This is a genomic window from Fibrobacter succinogenes subsp. succinogenes S85, assembly GCF_000146505.1.
In the GTDB taxonomy this organism is placed as follows: domain Bacteria; phylum Fibrobacterota; class Fibrobacteria; order Fibrobacterales; family Fibrobacteraceae; genus Fibrobacter; species Fibrobacter succinogenes.
Map to the genome: position 1 here is coordinate 1706605 of NC_017448.1, position 18320 is coordinate 1724924.

Consider the following 18320-nt stretch of genomic DNA (forward strand, 5'->3'; position numbering starts at 1 on the left):
ACTTTCTTTCAATAAGATTCATAATTAAAAATTATGAATTAGGGTTTTTCTATAAGGAGCTAGCCTTTCACGTGAATTGCGGCGGCGAATTCTTTGAGAAGAGCCGGGTCATTGACTTTTTCCCAAAGGGTGCCGGTGACAATGATCTGGGCGCCAGCGGCAACGCGGACAGCCGCTGTCTGCGGGTCCTTGATTCCACCACCGGTGATAATCGTCATTTCGGTCGACTTGCGGGTGTAAGCGATATGTTCGACCGGCACAGGTTCTTCTGCACCGCTACCCGCTTCGAGGTAAACGTAGCGCATGCCCATGAGTTCTGCAGCGATGGAGTTCACCATGCTGAGCTTCGGCTTGTTGGCTGGCACCGGCATCGTGTTACTGATGTATTCGACCGTCGTACGCTTGCCACTGTTGATGAGCTGGTAAGCCGTCGGGATGGCTTCCATGTTGAGCGCACGCACGAGGGCGCCACCGCGCACCTGTTCGTCAATGAGGTAGTTCGGATTGCGGCCGCTCACGAGCGTCATGAAAAGCATGGCATCAAAGCCAGGAACGACCTGAGAAGCGCCACCCGGGAAAAGAATCACCGGCAAGTCGACAGCGGCTTTGAGGGCAGCGACCTGTTTCGGGAGCGTGAAATTGCCGAGATAAGAACCTCCGACCAAAAGCAAGTCCGCGCCGTTTTCAGCCGCCATCGAGCCTGCCTTGACAAAGGCGGCCTCGTCCGAAGTATCCGGATCCAAGAGCACAGCAAAAAGTGCACCGCGCTTTTCGATATCAGCATTCAAACGGAGTTCAGTCTTACCAGGTTTCATAACAATTCCTTTTAACGCACCATGTGCAATACAGAGTAAAGATACAATATTTCTTCAAGGAGATTCCCGGTCAAGCCGGGAATGACGATACAAAAGCGAGTGCGTATGCCGACCCCGGAATAAATCCGGGGTGACTATTCAAAAAAAAGGAGACGGACCGAAGTCCGCCTCCCCTCTTTTCCTCCTCACATAGTAAGGGTATTAGAATCATCTGTAGTAACGCCCGTCATAATCGCCTCCTGCCCGTTAGTTTTTGACGCAGCGAACACTTATGCGTACATCCGGATCATCAGACACATTGTAATCCATCGGCTTCCAGTTATCCATTGTAAGTACCCATACCGACCACGCACCTTTGTATTCCTGATCTAAAAATGTCATATACTCCACCGTAATATCGCCAAATCCAATCTGGTGCAAATACTGTGAGGCGTACCATCCAAAGCCCTCATAAACCTCAAATTGTTCCCTGCAATCCTGAGAATAACATTCACCACTTTCTTTTTCGGCAAAGTAAAATACTCGAGACCATTCCTTACGAGTCGGGATATGCCACCCATCCGGGCAAATACCCTGGAAATGCCCATTATCCATTACAATCGAATCGCCACCAATGACGTCAGAAACAGCGTATCCCGCATAAGTTTCCCAATACGAGGAATCACGCGAATTGATGTATTCTTCAAATTCACCATCGCGGCCCTGATTTTTAACAAAGAAAGCCGAATCAATTTCCAAAACAGGCTGAACAAGCGAATCGCTATACCTCAGGTTTTCAGCAAACCAGGTATAAGTTGAACCCTCGAAACTGTACGTCACCGTATTATAGACTTTTCCATCGCGAGCATCCGTCATCGTCCCTTTCGTAACAGAGAAAGCCTCTTCAATTTCTTCCGGGGTATTCTTATCCAAAATAGTCCACGCGCCCGAAACACACGTAATATCCTTAAACAGCTTTGACTCGCACGGAAGTTCTACAGTACGCCCTTCCGATTCCGCAGTACACGTCCCAAGTTCATAAAGGGTTGCCAAGAAACCATCCAAGAATGCGGGATTCCCTGGTCCGGATTTCATACGGACTCGGAACGAATACGCATTATCAGCGAAAAAGCCCCTTATCGAATCTACCGACGTAAACGTCCCTGACGACCCAAACACATCAGCAAGAATAATCGGTGAATTTGTCCGTCTCCAATAAGACGTAAACGCATTCATATAAAGCATCGCAGTTTCATATTTAGAATATGCGGGATACCTACCTTTATCGAAATAAAAACTACCATTAGGCAAGCCAAAAGCACTGAGAATTTCACGATCGGCCCTGTTGTTTTGCAGCCGCGAAGTCCATTCCTTGACGGACAAGATAACGCAAGCGAGCGGCCTCCAAATAAGTCATGATGTTGATATCAACGCCACCAGAATCCCGCACATCAACGATTATGCTATACGTTATCGGATACTCTCCCCAAATTTCATCATAGGCATCAAAAGACCATGTTCCGTCCCACGTCCAAGAACCATCTTCAACGTAAGGTGCGATTTCAAGCATGACATACGGGCTGTTCAGCGAAACGCTGTCAAAACGGAATTCGCCGTCATAACCGTTGCACTTGGCAAAATAAAACACGCCTGTCGTATCCAAAGTCACCGAATCCAATTCAGCCATTCTTATAATCGTACCTTCTTTCGCGGCTACACTCCACGTGTTCATGGCAGAACTATCAACGACTTCAGTACTTTCAACATTACGAGCTAGCATTTTTGCACCACCCGTCACGTTTATATTCGGAAGCAAAGCTTCAACAGAGGGTTCCTCGGAAGAGCCTCCTAAATAGCTCGTTTCTTCAGTGGAACCGCCCATAGAGCAGCCTACAACCATCACAGCGAAGAACGTAGCGATAGCAAAGTTCAAGATTATACTCAAGCCAGCAATCAGGAACAATCGCAAGTTTGTCTTTTTACAGACAAGTTGTCCGCAATTTTTTGAGTAATTCATGATATCCTCCTAACCCTTTTTAACACTCTTTTTTGTCAACGGGAAAAACTGAACGTTCAGTCGGTAGACCTCGTCCGTTTCGTCATCGCGCGTGGCAATCGCAATGATGCGCTTGCGGAATGCAGCGATTTCCTCAACAATTTCATCGTAAGCAGATTGCGTGATACCGAGCGTGAGGCCAGAAAAATGGCGTTGATCTTGCGGCACACCTTCAATAGTTTCAAGTGCGAACTCGCCCATCTGGCGATGCATTCCGCGAACAGCCACAGGAGTCACATCCATAGGTCCTGTCGTTACGGATTTTTCAGTTTGGACATAATTGCCGTTTTCGTCTTTTTGCAACAAGTTCGCCTTGATCAAGAAACTCAGCGATTCAGAGACTTCGGCGGCAGTGATTTCCGGGCGGCAGGCTTTGGCAAGCGCAAGCGGTTTTGCGCCAGGCATGGCAGGGGCTAGTTCACGGAGTACCGGATTTTTCCAGCTATCAAAATAACGGAAGGAATCTCCCTCAAGGACTCTTACTTTATGGATGTCAGCGATAGCGAGCATTTTGTTGAAAATGGACTTTTTCTCTTCGTCCGTTTTCGCATGGTCGAACCTGACCATTTCGCAAAAGTAATCCTGTTCGTAATTTGCAAGGCCCATCGCAGATGCCACTTGACCTGCAGTTTCTTCGCTCAAGTTAGAGCGGCCTTCACTCACGTATTTTAGGAACACCGGCGACGAAAACCCTGCCGCCCGCGTAAAAGTTTGCCAAGTAAACGCGGATTTTGCCTTTTTCTCGGCGTAATAATCCGCGATGTACTGGTGATAGTTCGTGTACTCTAGTACATCCTTCATCGTATCCTCCTAACACAAAACAGTGTCTTGACTTGTAAGCCCGCACCGTTTACAATTTGAAATATATACTAAAATTTCAAAAAGTCAATAGTTTTTGTGATATATAATTAGCGTTTTTAGAGAAATTTAGGCAGTTTTAAAATATTTAACAAAAAAATTTAGAAATTTTAAGGATATAGACAAAATAATAAAACCAAGAAAATAATGGATTTTTCCGCCTTCGGCGTCAGAAAAAAGAAGGCGGGGCGAACCCCGTCTTCCCTTTCCTCCTAACAAATAATTGTATTACGTTTTAAGATTTAGTCCTTGATGCAGCGGACATACGATTCAGCCATACTCGGAAATTCATCTCCATAGCAACTGTATCTATCTACCGCAGAGCATGCCCTATTGTATTCATCAACCACGTAAAAATCATACTCGTCCGAAGTCAGCCCAAATCCAGTCGGATTACCCAAGAAAGTACGATGCAAATAATCCCCGACCAACCCTTTTCTGTCAATATTTTCGTGCTTCTTCGGAACAGTCGGATTATACGATTCCACCATATAATCCAGCAAAGAATCCATTTCCCCACGCGTGGGAATATGCCAGCCATTGGGGCAAACGCCTTGATACACGCCCTTTTCAACCATAACGGAATCCATATGTTGACGATACTTCAATGTATCAAGACTCCGTTCAAGGCCTTCTTCACACTCATTCCAGAAATCAGACTCTTCACACTCCGGGCAATCTTTCAAATGGCGCTGAAAGCACATTTTTCTTGTTTCAATTATCGAAGCGTCCAAGCTAAAAGCGCCACCGACATCGTACATGCCACAACAGCTCGCTCGATGTTCGCAAGGCACCTGCAATTCAGAAGCGTTATAGTCCAAGCGTTCTGCGAGCCAAGTCTGCGTTTTTCCATTTATATCATAGGTCACGGTCTTATACGTTTTTCCATCACGTTCATCCGTCATCGTTCCCATGGAATGTTTCATTTCTTTATACGAAAATTCCCATCCCTCTGAACGACATGTCAACATAATGTTTTTGTCGAGAATTTCAAAAGCTTTTCCCTCATTTTCTGCAGTGCACAAGCCCGCATCAAGCAAATGAGCTACGAAGGATTTCAAGAAGAGAAGATTTCTACGAGATTTTTCAATGTCCAACATGGCATACTGATCTAGATCGTCATCATTCTCCGCACGAGTCATGTTCCAACTAAGGTCATTCAGCATATTCAGCGATTCCGTCAAGAATCGCGTCTTCAAAAATTCCGTACCGCAAGTAAGATTGCCGCACTTTTCAATTTTTGCAACAACCGTATCCTCTGTCGTATATTTCATAAAATCTTCGATAAACGCCATGTAGATTCTATAGTTAGGATCTTGCACATTTTCAGCTTCGGGTTTATCAAACAAATTAGCATAAAAACCAAACGATTCAAGAACTTCCTTGCTTGCCTGTTTTTTGGCTTCAGCAAAACTCATTCCAAATTTCATCAGATAACGAGCTCGAATACTTTCAAAGTACGTCTTCTTGTCAACGGCAAAGGCATTCGCATCCCGAACATCAACAATATTATAGCGTCGATTGGAATAATCCGTCGAAAGCATAACATAAGGACTTTTCAAAGATAAACTATCAATAACAATGCTATCGATATCAGGAGTTACCAAATACAAAGGTTTACTACTAAAATTCCAACTATAAGGAACTCTTCTCGTGGTATCAAAAGTTACAGAATCAAGTTCATATATCTGAACAGACCCATATGGAGCAGTATAAACGTTCATTCCCCTATAAACTACATTCGAGCCGTCAAACACAACACTCGAACTTGAAGCAGGAGCTTCATCGCTACTCGATGACAAACCATACGGCTCGCCCGAAGGAGCATTCGGCACCAAGCTATCGACTTCAGAACAAGCGATTAACGCAAGCGGCGTCAAAAACGCCATGAGCCACTTTTTAATATTCATAAAACATTCCTCCTTTATTTAATCCTTAACACAACGAACAGAAACTTCATTTTTACCTAGATATTCTGATTGCGTAGCATTAAATTTCGCTTTTCGACTTATATATGCCCATTTAGATCCAATGCTATAAATCGAGATTACCGTAGAATTCACAAGATCAGTATTATTTAAAGCTTTAAACGTGCTATCGATTTTTACAGCATACTTAGCTCCAATTTTTTTATCAGATTCTCCAAATCCGGCAATCGCCATCATATCCATTCTATAATCCAACATGCGAACATTTACTTTTCCTTCCACATAAGCACGCAACTTTTTCCATTCATTTGCATCTGGAAGATGCCATCCATCAGGACATATACCTTGATAGTTTTTCCCAGTCGCCTTGACGGAATCCGTTATAGCCCAAAGTCTCTCGTAATCAAGATTGCTTTTTTCCGCCTGCAGGCGATCGCAATTCGTATAAGAATCTTCTTCAATACAATCCTCATAAGGAATCAACGCAATGGAATCCGGCAAAGCCATTGCATCATTCCAGAAATAAATACCATCTGCAGATTTATACTTCAAATTTTCTGCAAGCCATGTTTGCGCACCGCCGTCAACATTATATGTAACAGTCTTATATTTCGATCCATCACGGGAATCCGTCATTTCGCCCAAAATAGCACCGACACTATCAGGAACCACATAATGGACTAAATAGGACCAAGCTCCATTTTTACAAACAAAATCAATATCTCTGTGTACATCATAGGTGAACGCAGTGCTATAGCCCTCATTTCCAGCAGAACACGGATCCAATTTCCACAAGCTCGCCATGAAGTTATGCATAAGGTCATGCAGACGAACCTTCACATCGTCGCCAATCCATTCGGCATCAAACCAGCTAACAATTCCTTCAACAAAGTCGTTCTTCACATTAGGTATTGCTTTAAAAGAGCCAACTTTAGCAAACGCATTTGCCAAACCAGCCTCAGTTTTAGGTGTAAAGCCGACCACGTAACTCGCGAATAAGATTTCATCTTGATTTTCTTGAGACTCAGCCTTATCAAAACGATAAGGAACACCATAGATCCCCAAAGCACTGAGTATTTCACTTTCGGATTTTCGTTTAGCATCCTCAAAACTCATTCCTTGGCCAACCAAGCCCAGCAGTCGTTTAGTCTCTATAGTCGTCGCCACATTGATACCGACATTCTTAACCTTTCGCAAATCAACTATCAAACTATACACCATATAATGAGTAGTTCCATTAACGACACAGCCGTCTACCCATTTACGCTCTTGATCCGTCAAGTCATACCATTCCCCGCATTCGTAAGGAGACAATTCAAGCATAACATAAGGACTCTTCAGCGAGACACTGTCAAAACTGAACACGCCCGAAGTATCTTTAGATTGGCTATAGTAAACCAAACCCGTTGCGCTAAAATTGACAGAATCCAGTTCTGACATTCTTACAACAGAGCCCTCAGGAACTGAACTAACAAATTTGACCTTAGTAGTGTCATTTTCATCAATTTTTGTTTCAAACAGCCTTGCTTGCGCCACTACTTTAATATTTTCAAGAGACGCCTGTTCTTCCGTGTAGCCGCCTTCATGCGCAAGCGGGGAATTACCAACATCCTCGGAACACGCCGCAAACATAAAAGCGAGCAACGTCACCATTTTGCAGGCAAATTGCCCGCCCATTTTTGAGTAATTCATGATTCCTCCTAACCTTTTTTATTAAAACTTTTATTCGTCATCGGAAAGAACTGCACATTCAAACGGTAGACTTCGTCCATACCGCTATCTTGCGTGGCAATCGTAATAATCCTCTTGCGAAATTCAGCTATTTCCTGAACAATTTTTTCGTAGGCATCGCGCGTGATACCGAGCGTAAGACCCGAAAAATGGCGTTCATCTTGAGCAACGCCTTCAATGGCTTCCAAAGCAAACTCGCCCATCTGGCGATGCATTTCGCGAACCGCAATCGGAGTCACCTCCATCGGCCCTGTCGTCACGCCTCTTTCGGTCTGCTTGTAATTTCCGTCTTTATCTTTTTTGAGTAAATCCGCCTTGACGAGAAAATTCAGCGACTCGGTCACTTCGGCGGCTGTAATTTCTGGGCGGCAGGCACGGGCAAGCGCAAGCGGCTTTGCACCGGGCATCGCTGGGGCAAGTTCACGGAGTACCGGATTTTTCCAGCTTTCAAAATAGCGGAATGAATCGCCTTCAATGATTTTCGCCTTGACAGAATCTGCAATTGAAAGCATTTTGCCAAAAGCATCTTTTTTCTCGGCATCCGTTTTTGCGTTGTCAAACTTGACCATTTCGCAAAAGTAATCTTGTTCGTAGCCAACAAGATGCATGGCCTGCGCCACGCGCAGTGCAGCCGCATCGCTCAAGTTGAGTTTACCTTCGCTAGCATACTTCAGATGAACTGGCGAAGAGAATCCCGCCGCACGCGTGAACTCCTGCCAAGTGAATGCGGATTTGGCCTTTTTGTCGGCGTAGTAATCCGCAATATACTGACGATAACTAGTGTATTCTAGTATATCTTTCATTGTTTCCTCCTAACGTAAACAACATCTTGACTCATAAGTCCGTGCCGTTTACAGAATCAAATATAAATCACAAATTTTAAAAAGTCAATAGTTTCATCATAAATTTTTAGCGTTTTTAGTAAAATTTAAGCAATTTTTATTATTCATTAAAAATTTTAGTCATTTTTCACAATATAAACAAAATAATCATCATTTCTACAAAACGAGATACCGATCCCGGCACAAGGCTGGGATTACAACGCAAAAAAAAGAAGGCGGGCCGAAGCCCGCCTTCCCTTTCCTCCTAACAAATAATTTTTATGCGGTTTTAAATGGTTTAGTTTTTGATGCAGCGAACATTCACTTCATTAAAAGGAGGTATATCATACGCGCCTTCACTATATTGATATTCAGTCGGCATTCTAAATCCAAAGCCAGATCCGCTACTAAACCCACCAAAGAAAGCAACTTTAGATAAATGCAGATCCGTCACCGCAAAATGATTATAAAAATCTCCCATCCTTCCAGTCACATATATACGGCCATTATCATCCATAGCAAGCCCACTTGAACTTTTCAAACCAAAACCTGTTGCAGTTTCATCGTAAAGGACAGGCACCGCTTTAACATAATCGACCCCATACAGACTTCCCAAATTCTGCAACAAGGTTTTCCAGTCATTCGTAGTCGGTATACGCCAACCATCTGGACAAATTCCTTGATGCATATTCAAAGTTGACTGAAGCTCAGCATTGGCATAATCATAATCCCAGCTTGTTCTTCCCGCATAACAGGCATCATAATCAAACTCATTTGTCGAATCCAAGAGGCCCGCAAATGCTTTTCGACATTCCAAGTTCAAATAAACCGTATCCCCTCGCAAACTAACCCAATATATATTCAAATCTTCCATCGAAACATCCATTGCATTCCACCACAAATATCGACCGTATATTCTGCAAAGGCTTGCATTACTACGTGTTTGACATAAAGCGTGAGCGGAATCTGAATAAATAAGGTCTTCCGCCATCCAAGTCTGCGTGACACCGCCCCAATTATACGTCACCGTCTTATAAGATTTACCATCTCGATTATCCACCAACGAACCTTTTGTATATTCCACCGTTTTAAAGCCCATAGTCCACCTTCCAGAGCGACACACAACACTAACCGAATTCTCGCTATTAAGAATTCCAATTTCACCTACATCATTTTCACGAGCTTCGGTACACCGTCCTAATCCATCAATCTTAGCCAAGAAGCCAATTCTATAATCTATCATTTTCTTTAAATTCAGAAGATAACGCTCCAATTGAACATTCCCCATGAATTCTTCAGGCGAAGCATAATGGTAAGCAGCATCAAACCAATCAAGTCCCTTGCGAGCATCTTTTTCCGTGTATTGAATTAGCTTATTTACATAAGACAATTCAGAATTTTCATCAAACATTTTTTCAAACGAGCCTAAGTTTTTGTATATTCCAAAGTTTTCAAGAATTTTGCGTTCAGCCATTTGATTCGCTTCAGCAAAGGTTTTTCCTTCGGCTATATATTCTCGCAAAAGTGGAACTTTGGCGGTCGTCAACGAATTCACCCTTATTTTTTCTTTTTTTCGCAAATCCACAATAGCACGAAGCTCTTTAGACGGGATCGTGTACGCAAGGCATTCAACACCCAAAGTTATCTGCGGAAGCAACAATCCACTTACATACTTGCACGTATCAAGGGAAGGCACAATTTCTTCAATCAACACATAAGGGCTATTCAAATCAAGGCTATCAAACGCAAAATGTCCTTCATCGTCAATAACCGAATCTACAACAGAACGACCCGTTGTATCAAAAGTCAAGGAATCAAGTTCATAAACAGTGATAGAACTCCCCTTAGGTGCAAGCATCGAATTTCCACGCGACGAAGAATCGACCATACTCAATTTCGGGAATACATCACCCATTTGCCCCATTAAGGCATAGACACCTGTTTCCTCTTCGGCACCGCCCATTATACCAAGCGGTTTATTTTCGTCGGAACAGGCCACCAAAAGGAGCGCCATCAGCGCAGCCAAAGTAATTTTTGAGTAGTTCATAGTTTCCTCCTAGCCTTTATTAACACTCTTTTTTGTCATCGGAAAGAACTGCACGTTCAGACGGTAGACTTCTTCCGTTGCAGTTTCACTTGTCGCAATCGCAATAATGTCCTTGCGGAATTCGGCAATCCTCTGCACAATTTTTTCGTACGCTTCGCGAGTGATTCCAAGCGTAAGGCCCGAGAAATGACGTTCGTCTTGCGGGACGTTTTCAATGGCGTCAAGAGCAAACTCGCCCATTTGACGGTGCAGTCCGCGAACTGCGAGCGGCGTGAATTCCATCGGGCCGGTGGTCACGACTTTATCGGTTTGGGCGTAGTTCCCGTCCTTGTCTTTTTTCAGCAAATCCGCTTTGACCAAGAAACTCAGCGCATCAGAGACTTCAGCAGCAGAAACTTCGGGGCGGCAAGCATGCGCCATCGCCAAAGGCTTTGCGCCAGGCATGGCAGGAGCAAGTTCACGGAGCACCGGATTTTTCCAGTCCTCAAAAAAGCGGAAGGATTCGCCATCGACAATTTTTGCCTTGCGGGATTCCGCGATCGAGACCATTTTGCTGAACGCCGCGCGTTTTTCGTCATCGTTCTTTGCGTGGTCAAACTTGACCATTTCTACAAAGAACTCGCGTTCGTAATCGGCGAGATGCATCGCCTGCGCGGTGCGAACCGCAGCTTCGGCGCTCAAGTTAAAGCGACCTTCGCTCACGTATTTAAGGTAGACCGGCGAAGAGAAACCCGCCGTTTTAGCAAACTCCTGCCAAGAAAACGCAGTCTTCGCCTTTCGATCGGCGTAGTAATCTGCGATATACTGGCGGTAGTCCGTATATTCAAGTATATCTTTCATTTTTCCTCCTAACAAACAATCTCTTTGTCGGATCATTTGTTGTTAATCTAAATATAGCTCATAAATTTCAAAAAATCAATAGTTTTACAATATATTTTATTGATTTTTACAATAATTTTAAAGATTTTAAAAGTAATTAGAAAAATTATAGAATTTCACAATATGAAGAATATTGTAGAAATAACCTACTATATTTACTTCATGGACTTTTTCACGAAAATCAATATTCCGGCTGCCAATTGGCAGATTGACTACAATTCTAGGCTCGCATTTTTCGGATCGTGCTTTGCAGACAATATTTCGGCACAGTTTGCATCGCGGAAATTCAACGTTTTGGCAAATCCGTTCGGAACGGTTTACAACCCGCTCTCAGCGGCAATGCAGATTAAAGCCATTGCAAACGGGAAAATTTTTGGAGAAGCGGACGTTTTTCAGGATACGCGATTAGGCGTTTCGGAAAACGGCAATGAGATTCGCGGCCCCTGGCACTGCTGGGACGCGCACAGCTCACTTTCCGCCGCAACTCGTGAAGAGTGTATCGCAAAATTGAACGAAACGACCGCTAATGCACGGGAGTTTTTGCAGAAAGCCGATACCGTATTTATCACGCTCGGGACTGCGTTCGTGTACTTTTTGAGAGAAAACGGGGTTGCCGTTTCGAATTGCCACAGGCAAAATCCAAACCTGTTTATTCGCAAGATGATTTCCGTGGACCATGCGGCAGAAGCGCTGAAAAGCATCGTGCATGATTTGCTGAAGATTAAACGCGACGGGATCGGCGAGAATCGCGAACTCCACATCGTCTTTACAGTTTCACCGTTACGGCATTTGAGCGACGGCGCTCACGAAAACACACTTTCAAAAGCGACATTGCAACTCGCAATAGAAAAGGTCACAAGAGAAATCGTCACAGAGCCTGCAACGACCATCAGTTATTTTCCGAGTTACGAGATCGTGATGGATGAACTGCGCGACTACCGTTTTTACGATGACGATATGATTCATTTGTCAAAGACGGCAGAAGGCTACATCTTTGAGCGCATGACAGAAACGTATTGCAGCGAAAAAACGCGCGAAGATATCCGCAAAGTGGAAAAGTTCATGAAAATGGCAAACCACAGAATTCAAGACGAGAGTTCGACAGCCACCGCGACATTCCAGCAAAAATTACAAGCAGAAGCACAAAAGCTCGAAAGCCAAATCGCGGGACTTGAGTTAAACGTGTAGATGGAGATTCCCCGTCGGAGCGGGGAATGACAATGTAAGATTCTACTGAATCCTTCGGCGTTTCACGCCTCAGGATGACGAGATGAAAAGAAGGCGGGGCGAGCCCCGTCTTCCCTTTCCTCCTAACAGTATTTCCGTTAAGTTTTCATTGGTTTAGTTTTTGATGCAGCGGACAGCGAACAAGTCAGAGTTAAAAAAGTTGAATCGGACTTTCTTATGGGATGTAGCAGCCAAAAGAGGAGTTTGCTCGCTCTTGCCAACTCGGACAAAACTACCATCTTGATCCAGAACCGAGGCAAATTCATAGTAACCATATGTTATCACGTTCGGCCTAGGAACTCCCGAACCATAGGATTCCACAACTTTTCCTTCAATATTCCCAAAGCCACTCGCATCAGCGTCCTTTAACAAGACTCCTTGACTTGCCATGTTTTCAATCAAGAGATCCCAATCAGCTTTATTGGGGATTCGCCATCCATCTGGGCACACGCCCTGATAAGTTGCAAGTTCCGATTCAGGGATAACACTCGAACTATCAAAATAGATTCCATATCCATATTTATGGTTGCAATAATCCCACAACGTTTCAGCAGTATCTAATTCATAACATTCACCCGCTTCAGTTCTAATAAAGCAATATTCAATCCTATTACTTTCATCTTCATACGCACGCAAATCAAACTCAACCGTCAAGCACCGATCTTCAACAGACTCCGTTTTTAGTACCATGTCCTTACCCAACACACGGTCGTAAACATCGGCATTCAACTTAAGAAAAGATTCATCAATATTCATAAACGCAGTCCACTTGTAAAAACGGCCCAGTTTTTCACATGACGGATCGTATTCCCAGCAACTCGTTTTTCCAAGCAAATTCTTTTTCAAGGTACTATCAACACTTGAAGACACCGTATCCGCAAAATTCAGATTTTCGGCCATCCACGTTTGCGTGACATCACCCCAGTTATACGTAACGATCTTATATGTTTTTCCATCGCGATTGTCCACCATCGTTCCACTTGTGTATGAAGCCTTTTTGGAATCAACCACCCATTTTTTTGACCGGCAGGTGACTGCGAACTTGGGCAATTCATAAAATTCACGAATCGCAATAGTATCTACATCGTTTTCACGCAATTCCGTACATTGTCCCAATCCAACCATATGAGCCAAATAGCCAACCTCATATTCGAACAACTTTATTGTATTCAAATAATATTGCTGCATTTCTTCTGACGCAGAGAATCGCGACAAAGGCGCAAAGTAAACTTCTTTATAGATCCAGATAAAATCATAACCCAATAATTCATTTTTTATTTCATCTCCACCTCCACGTCCCAAATCGTCAAGTTCAGAAATTTTCAAGTACAATGCCATAACATAATTCAATTCTTCATTTTCCAGGTCTTCAAAGCTTCCAAGATCTTCGTAAATGCCTATGTTTTCAAGAATGTCCTGTTCAGCCTTTTTGCTGGCCTCCGCAAACGACATTCCTTCGGCAAAGTACGCCCGCACTAGCGGGACCTTTTTATTGGACAACGTATTGACGCTTATCTTCTTATACTTTTTCAAGTCAACAATAGCGCTCCTCAAAACCGGATATTTTTGCGATCCATATACACTCATTGCTCCTGTTGAATCAAATTTCGTAGGAAGATCGGTCGTAAAGCCCCACGCACCAGCACGCTCAAGACAATTATTGGTGATGCAGGAATCAAGCGTTTCAATCAATACATACGGGCTATTCAAGGTAAGGTTTTCGAACGAAAAACGACCATCATCATTATCAATCGTATCGACAAACGTACGACCTGTGGCCGCAAGAGATGACGAATCCAGTTCGTAAACAGTCACAACGGTTCCTTTCGCAGCATACAGGGAACCTTCATCATTTTGGATATTTGCCGAGCTATAGCCTTCCTTCGCAAGCAACTTGGGATATACATCGCCCACGCGGCCCGACAAGGCGTAAACGCCAGTTTCTTCAACAGTGCCACCGGCAACACCGTTTCCTGAATTCGTTTCCGAGCATGCCGCGAACATAAAGGCGAGCAGCATCGCCATTTTGCAGACAAACTGTCCGCTAATTTTTGAATAATTCATGGTTTCCTCCTCGTTTATTTTTTCAAATCTTGTTTCTGTGTCAGCGGGAAAAGTTGCATATTCAGACGATAGACTTCGTCTGTGGCCGCATTCTTCCGAGCAATGGCAATGACTCTTTTACGGCAATCAGCAATTTCTTGCACGATTTCGTCGTAGCCATCTTTGGTGATGCCGAATGTGACACCGGAGAAATTTCGTTTATCCTGAGCCACACCCTCGATTGCTTCAAGCGCAAGCTCTCCCATTTGGCGGTGCATTGTACGGACGGCCAACGGAGTCACTTCCATGCGGCCCGTTGTCAAGGATTTATCAGTTTGTACGTAATTGCCTTCGTCATTTTTTTCAAGGAATCCGCCCTTGACGAGGAAGTTCAGCACATCGCTGACTTCGGCGGCGGTAATTTCTGGGCGGCAGGCATGGGCAAGCGCAAGCGGCTTTGCACCAGGCATCGATGGAGCGAGTTCACGAATGACCGGATTTTTCCAACTTTCAAAAAAGCGGAACGAATCGCCTTCCAAGATTTTCGCCTTGTGCGCTTCTGCAATGGCTAGCATTTTGTTAAAGGCCGCCTTCTTTTCATCATCCGTTTTCGCATGGTCGAACTTGACCATTTCGGTGAAATATTCGCGTTCGTAATCGACCAAGCGCATGGCATCTGCCACGCGAGCGGTCGCCGAATCACTCAAGTTAAAGCGGCCTTCGCTCACATATTTCAGATAAACACGTGAAGAGAATCCAGCTTCGTTTGCGAACTCTTGCCAAGTAAACGCGGATTTCGCCTTTTTATCGGCGTAATAATCCGCAATATACTGGCGATAGCTCGTATATTCTAGTATTTCTTTCATTTTTCCTCCTTACGACAATCCCTAAATTTTTTCAGGGTCCGTAAAAAAACAAACGAATTGCGGTTCTTTTGTCCGTTTCGTTCCTGAAATCAAATATACAACATAAATTTTAAAATTGCAATAGATTTACAATACAAAATATTGATTTTTATAAAATTTTTGGAGATTTTAGAGAATATTATAAAATCTTGAGTATATTTCACAATACAAATGTATTGTAGATTTTTTATTTCAATAGGGAATGGCGACCCCGCAACGCGTGAGGGGTGACAATGTAAAGGAAATGCGCGGGTATTGCGCCCGCAGCAAGATTTTACTGCTGTTGGGATTGCGATTCGCGCATGCGGCGGCGAGCACGGGAACCCGGGCGGTTGCGGCGATGACGGCGACCGCCGTTCTGCGGATTCGGAGTATTATCAGCCGGAGCATTTTGTACGGTCACATTCTGGGCAGGATTGCGAGAAATCTGCTCGGAATTGTGCGGTGCATTGTTAGAATTCTGCTTTCCGTGATTTCCTTTGCGATTGCCGCGATTATTGCGGGTTTCTGCAGCGCGGGCCTGAGCTTCTTCGCGCGACATGCGACCGCGAGAATTGCGCATCATGCTTTCGGCAGTTTCTTTTTGCGGAGGTGGGAGATTCTCGTAAATGCTCTGATCGCCTTCCGGGATTTTCACACGAGTAAGCTTTTCAATCCCGCGCAAATCGGATTCTTCGTCCGGAGAGCAGAACGAAATGGCAACGCCTTCCTTCCCTGCACGGGCCGTACGGCCAATGCGATGCACAAACGTTTCATGTTCATTCGGCAAATCGTAATTGAACACATGGCTCACATCATCCACATCAATGCCACGTGCTGCAATGTCCGTTGCCACAAGCACTCGAATTTGTTCACACTTGAAATTTCCGAGAGCTTCTTGACGACGGTTCTGGCTCTTGTTCCCGTGAATAGCTGCACACTTGATGCCAGCCTTTTCAAGCACGCGCACAATTTTATCTGCACCATGCTTTGTACGACAGAAGACAAGCACCTTTTTCATTTCAGGGTGTTCTGCCAAAAGCTCCTTGAGGAGAGCCCCCTTGCGGCGCTTGTCAATGCGATAAAGCTCTTGACGGATGCGTTCAATCGGAGTGCTCTGCGGAGCAACTTCAACACGCACCGGATTCGGGCGCAAAATCGTCGCGGCAAGTTTCGAAATTTCTTCCGGCATCGTAGCGCTAAAGAACAAATTCTGTCGGTCTTGCGGGAGCATCGCTACAACCTTGCGGATATCATGGATAAAACCCATGTCCAGCATGCGGTCCGCTTCGTCGAGCACAAAGAATTCAAGTTTCTTGAGCGATATTGCCTTCTGCCCAATCAAATCCAACAAACGTCCTGGGGTAGCGACAAGCACATCGACACCGCGAATAAGCTTTTGCTTTTGCGGATTGTCATTCACGCCACCAAAAATGCACGCCGTCGAAATTGCCGTGAACTGTGCATATTCCCTGAAGCAGTCTTCCACCTGGATGGCAAGCTCACGCGTCGGCAACAAAATCAAAGCACGGCAAGTTTTGGGAGAACGGAACTTCCCGGAATCCAAAAGTCGCTGCAAAATCGGGAGCGCAAAAGCAGCCGTCTTGCCGGTTCCCGTCTGAGCAATTCCCAAGAGATCCTTGCCTTCAAGAAGACTCGGGATGGAACGTTCTTGAATCGGGGTCGGGGTTTCGTATCCAACAGCGCGGACAGCCCGCTGCAATGGATTTGCCAAAGGAAGTTCTTCAAATTTCATACTGCACAAAGATAGAAAAAGAGAGGCTCACGCCTCTCGAAAAGTTAACGCTTACGGCGATTCATTTCGGCATGAGCGGCATAGAACGCTTCTTTATCCTCGTACATGCGCTCATCAACAGCGTTAATAAAGGCATCCGCACTTTCGTTCTTCATGTCGAACTTGTGGAAGCCAACAGAAATAAAAAGTTTGTAGGGTTTGTCAGTTTCTTTATTGAATTTATCAAAAGAGTGGCGGATTCGAGCAAGGCAATTTTCTATCGCAACGTCATCTTGAGTATTCAACAAAATAATAAATTCATCGCCCGCATAGCGAACTACGCTACCTGCGTTACCCACCGCCGATTTCAGGATTCGGGCCGTTATCACCAACGCATCGTCACCCACCGCATGGCCTAATTCATCGTTGATACGCTTGAACCCATTCAAGTCAATCATGATACCCGTAATGTTCAACTTCGTCCGGTCCGTAAGTTTGTCCAACAGGTAATTCAAATAGGAACGGTTAAAAAGACCTGTCAGTTGGTCATGGTAAATCATCTCGTTCTGGAGGCTCGCAAGCACGCCCGCAATCGAGATGGCGATACTCGTCGGAATCACAGAAATGCCGTAGTAAAGTGACTGCACCATACCACCGATAAGGATCGGCGCAATATAAACCCAAATCGGGAAAAACTTGAGAATGCCGCCTTTCGCTCGCGCCTTAAGATACACCACAATGCTATAGACAACAAACAGGTAATCCACCACCAAAAAGAAGGCGTACAGATTAGTTCTCGAATAAAGGTTGTCCTCGTCGATAGAAAATACAATCGGCGTAAAGAGATTTATCAAGAGCAAAGTAATGCCAACGGCAACAATTGAGTCGAGCACAATTCTAGAACGGCGCGGGATTCCACCATTCAAATGGAACGACAAAAAGCGCACCCAGAAAAAGCTTGCAAGCATATTCGCCGCAAAAAGCCACGTACTCGTCGCATAAACGGCAATCTTTGGAACAAGGCCGGGCACGCCCTTCATCGAATAAGAAATCGGATCGGCTATGCAGCTCGTGAGAGCAAGGAACATCATCAATAGCAAATTCTGGTCCGCACGGCTGCGCGTCTGGAAACGCCATAAATTACAAACAATCATGACAGCAATCAGAACTATCCCGATTACGTTTGTAACATAAATGCTTTCTAGATTAAATAACGGCTCCATATTTCCAACCTGCTCCCTAATTATACATTATAATTAGGCAATCTTGGCAATAAGGGTTCCGCAGAAAAACGCTTTTTGCAACAAAAAAAAAGAA

Annotated in this window: 14 protein-coding genes; 1 reads left to right on the top strand and 13 read right to left on the bottom strand. The window is 44.5% G+C overall.

Annotated features, from left to right (window positions below; genetic code table 11):
* Nucleotides 1-59: 59 nt before the first annotated feature.
* The 9 genes from FSU_RS06995 to FSU_RS07030 form a co-directional block, all read right to left on the bottom strand.
* Complete coding sequence (locus tag FSU_RS06995; protein WP_015731894.1) at nucleotides 60-815, bottom strand: phosphoglycerol geranylgeranyltransferase; 756 nt, start codon at nucleotides 813-815, stop codon at nucleotides 60-62.
* A 246-nt stretch (nucleotides 816-1061) separates the two neighbouring features.
* Nucleotides 1062-1889 (bottom strand): FISUMP domain-containing protein, encoded by an 828-nt coding sequence (locus FSU_RS15870; protein ID WP_157747938.1) that lies wholly within the window; start codon nucleotides 1887-1889, stop codon nucleotides 1062-1064.
* A gap of 235 nt (nucleotides 1890-2124) precedes the next feature.
* The gene (locus FSU_RS15875; protein WP_014545761.1) at nucleotides 2125-2811 is read right to left on the bottom strand and encodes a hypothetical protein; all 687 of its coding nucleotides are present in this window, start codon (nucleotides 2809-2811) and stop codon (nucleotides 2125-2127) included.
* A 9-nt stretch (nucleotides 2812-2820) separates the two neighbouring features.
* Complete coding sequence (locus FSU_RS07005; protein WP_014545762.1) at nucleotides 2821-3651, bottom strand: TIGR02147 family protein; 831 nt, start codon at nucleotides 3649-3651, stop codon at nucleotides 2821-2823.
* 299 nt (nucleotides 3652-3950) lie between these two features.
* Complete coding sequence (locus FSU_RS07010) at nucleotides 3951-5618, bottom strand: FISUMP domain-containing protein (protein WP_014545763.1); 1668 nt, start codon at nucleotides 5616-5618, stop codon at nucleotides 3951-3953.
* Between the two features lie 18 nt (nucleotides 5619-5636).
* A complete protein-coding gene (locus tag FSU_RS07015) occupies nucleotides 5637-7328 on the bottom strand; it encodes an FISUMP domain-containing protein (protein ID WP_014545764.1) in 1692 nt (563 codons plus the stop codon).
* Between the two features lie 8 nt (nucleotides 7329-7336).
* Nucleotides 7337-8170, bottom strand: a complete 834-nt coding sequence (locus FSU_RS07020) for a TIGR02147 family protein (RefSeq protein ID WP_014545765.1) — start codon at nucleotides 8168-8170, stop codon at nucleotides 7337-7339.
* 316 nt (nucleotides 8171-8486) lie between these two features.
* Nucleotides 8487-10235, bottom strand: a complete 1749-nt coding sequence (locus FSU_RS07025; protein WP_014545766.1) for an FISUMP domain-containing protein — start codon at nucleotides 10233-10235, stop codon at nucleotides 8487-8489.
* 9 nt (nucleotides 10236-10244) lie between these two features.
* Entirely contained in the window at nucleotides 10245-11075 is an 831-nt protein-coding gene (locus tag FSU_RS07030) for a TIGR02147 family protein (protein ID WP_014545767.1), read from the bottom strand.
* Nucleotides 11076-11237: 162 nt separating this feature from the next.
* Between FSU_RS07030 and FSU_RS07035 the strand changes: the two genes are divergently transcribed.
* The gene (locus FSU_RS07035; protein WP_155808728.1) at nucleotides 11238-12302 is read left to right on the top strand and encodes a GSCFA domain-containing protein; all 1065 of its coding nucleotides are present in this window, start codon (nucleotides 11238-11240) and stop codon (nucleotides 12300-12302) included.
* Nucleotides 12303-12455: 153 nt separating this feature from the next.
* Here the strand turns inward: FSU_RS07035 and FSU_RS07040 are convergent, their stop codons facing one another.
* The 4 genes from FSU_RS07040 to FSU_RS07055 form a co-directional block, all read right to left on the bottom strand.
* A complete protein-coding gene (locus FSU_RS07040) occupies nucleotides 12456-14405 on the bottom strand; it encodes an FISUMP domain-containing protein (RefSeq protein WP_014545769.1) in 1950 nt (649 codons plus the stop codon).
* A gap of 14 nt (nucleotides 14406-14419) precedes the next feature.
* A complete protein-coding gene (locus FSU_RS07045; protein ID WP_014545770.1) occupies nucleotides 14420-15250 on the bottom strand; it encodes a TIGR02147 family protein in 831 nt (276 codons plus the stop codon).
* A gap of 313 nt (nucleotides 15251-15563) precedes the next feature.
* Nucleotides 15564-17024 (bottom strand): DEAD/DEAH box helicase, encoded by a 1461-nt coding sequence (locus FSU_RS07050; RefSeq protein ID WP_015731898.1) that lies wholly within the window; start codon nucleotides 17022-17024, stop codon nucleotides 15564-15566.
* A gap of 44 nt (nucleotides 17025-17068) precedes the next feature.
* Nucleotides 17069-18226: a GGDEF domain-containing protein gene (locus FSU_RS07055; protein WP_014545772.1), complete on the bottom strand. Its 1158-nt coding sequence runs from the start codon at nucleotides 18224-18226 to the stop codon at nucleotides 17069-17071.
* Between the last annotated feature and the right edge of the window lie 94 nt (nucleotides 18227-18320).

What these genes read in the sequence shown, in the direction of transcription:
- FSU_RS07050 (WP_015731898.1), bottom strand. Translation starts at nt 17,024, where the DNA reads ATGAAATTTGAAGAACTTCCTTTGGCAAATCCATTGCAGCGGGCTGTC.
- FSU_RS06995 (WP_015731894.1), bottom strand. Translation starts at nt 815, where the DNA reads ATGAAACCTGGTAAGACTGAACTCCGTTTGAATGCTGATATCGAAAAG.
- FSU_RS07025 (WP_014545766.1), bottom strand. Translation starts at nt 10,235, where the DNA reads ATGAACTACTCAAAAATTACTTTGGCTGCGCTGATGGCGCTCCTTTTG.
- FSU_RS07040 (WP_014545769.1), bottom strand. Translation starts at nt 14,405, where the DNA reads ATGAATTATTCAAAAATTAGCGGACAGTTTGTCTGCAAAATGGCGATG.
- FSU_RS07045 (WP_014545770.1), bottom strand. Translation starts at nt 15,250, where the DNA reads ATGAAAGAAATACTAGAATATACGAGCTATCGCCAGTATATTGCGGAT.
- FSU_RS07055 (WP_014545772.1), bottom strand. Translation starts at nt 18,226, where the DNA reads ATGGAGCCGTTATTTAATCTAGAAAGCATTTATGTTACAAACGTAATC.
- FSU_RS15875 (WP_014545761.1), bottom strand. Translation starts at nt 2,811, where the DNA reads ATGAATTACTCAAAAAATTGCGGACAACTTGTCTGTAAAAAGACAAAC.
- FSU_RS07010 (WP_014545763.1), bottom strand. Translation starts at nt 5,618, where the DNA reads ATGAATATTAAAAAGTGGCTCATGGCGTTTTTGACGCCGCTTGCGTTA.
- FSU_RS15870 (WP_157747938.1), bottom strand. Translation starts at nt 1,889, where the DNA reads ATGAAATCCGGACCAGGGAATCCCGCATTCTTGGATGGTTTCTTGGCA.
- FSU_RS07035 (WP_155808728.1), top strand. Translation starts at nt 11,238, where the DNA reads ATGAAGAATATTGTAGAAATAACCTACTATATTTACTTCATGGACTTT.
- FSU_RS07005 (WP_014545762.1), bottom strand. Translation starts at nt 3,651, where the DNA reads ATGAAGGATGTACTAGAGTACACGAACTATCACCAGTACATCGCGGAT.
- FSU_RS07015 (WP_014545764.1), bottom strand. Translation starts at nt 7,328, where the DNA reads ATGAATTACTCAAAAATGGGCGGGCAATTTGCCTGCAAAATGGTGACG.
- FSU_RS07030 (WP_014545767.1), bottom strand. Translation starts at nt 11,075, where the DNA reads ATGAAAGATATACTTGAATATACGGACTACCGCCAGTATATCGCAGAT.
- FSU_RS07020 (WP_014545765.1), bottom strand. Translation starts at nt 8,170, where the DNA reads ATGAAAGATATACTAGAATACACTAGTTATCGTCAGTATATTGCGGAT.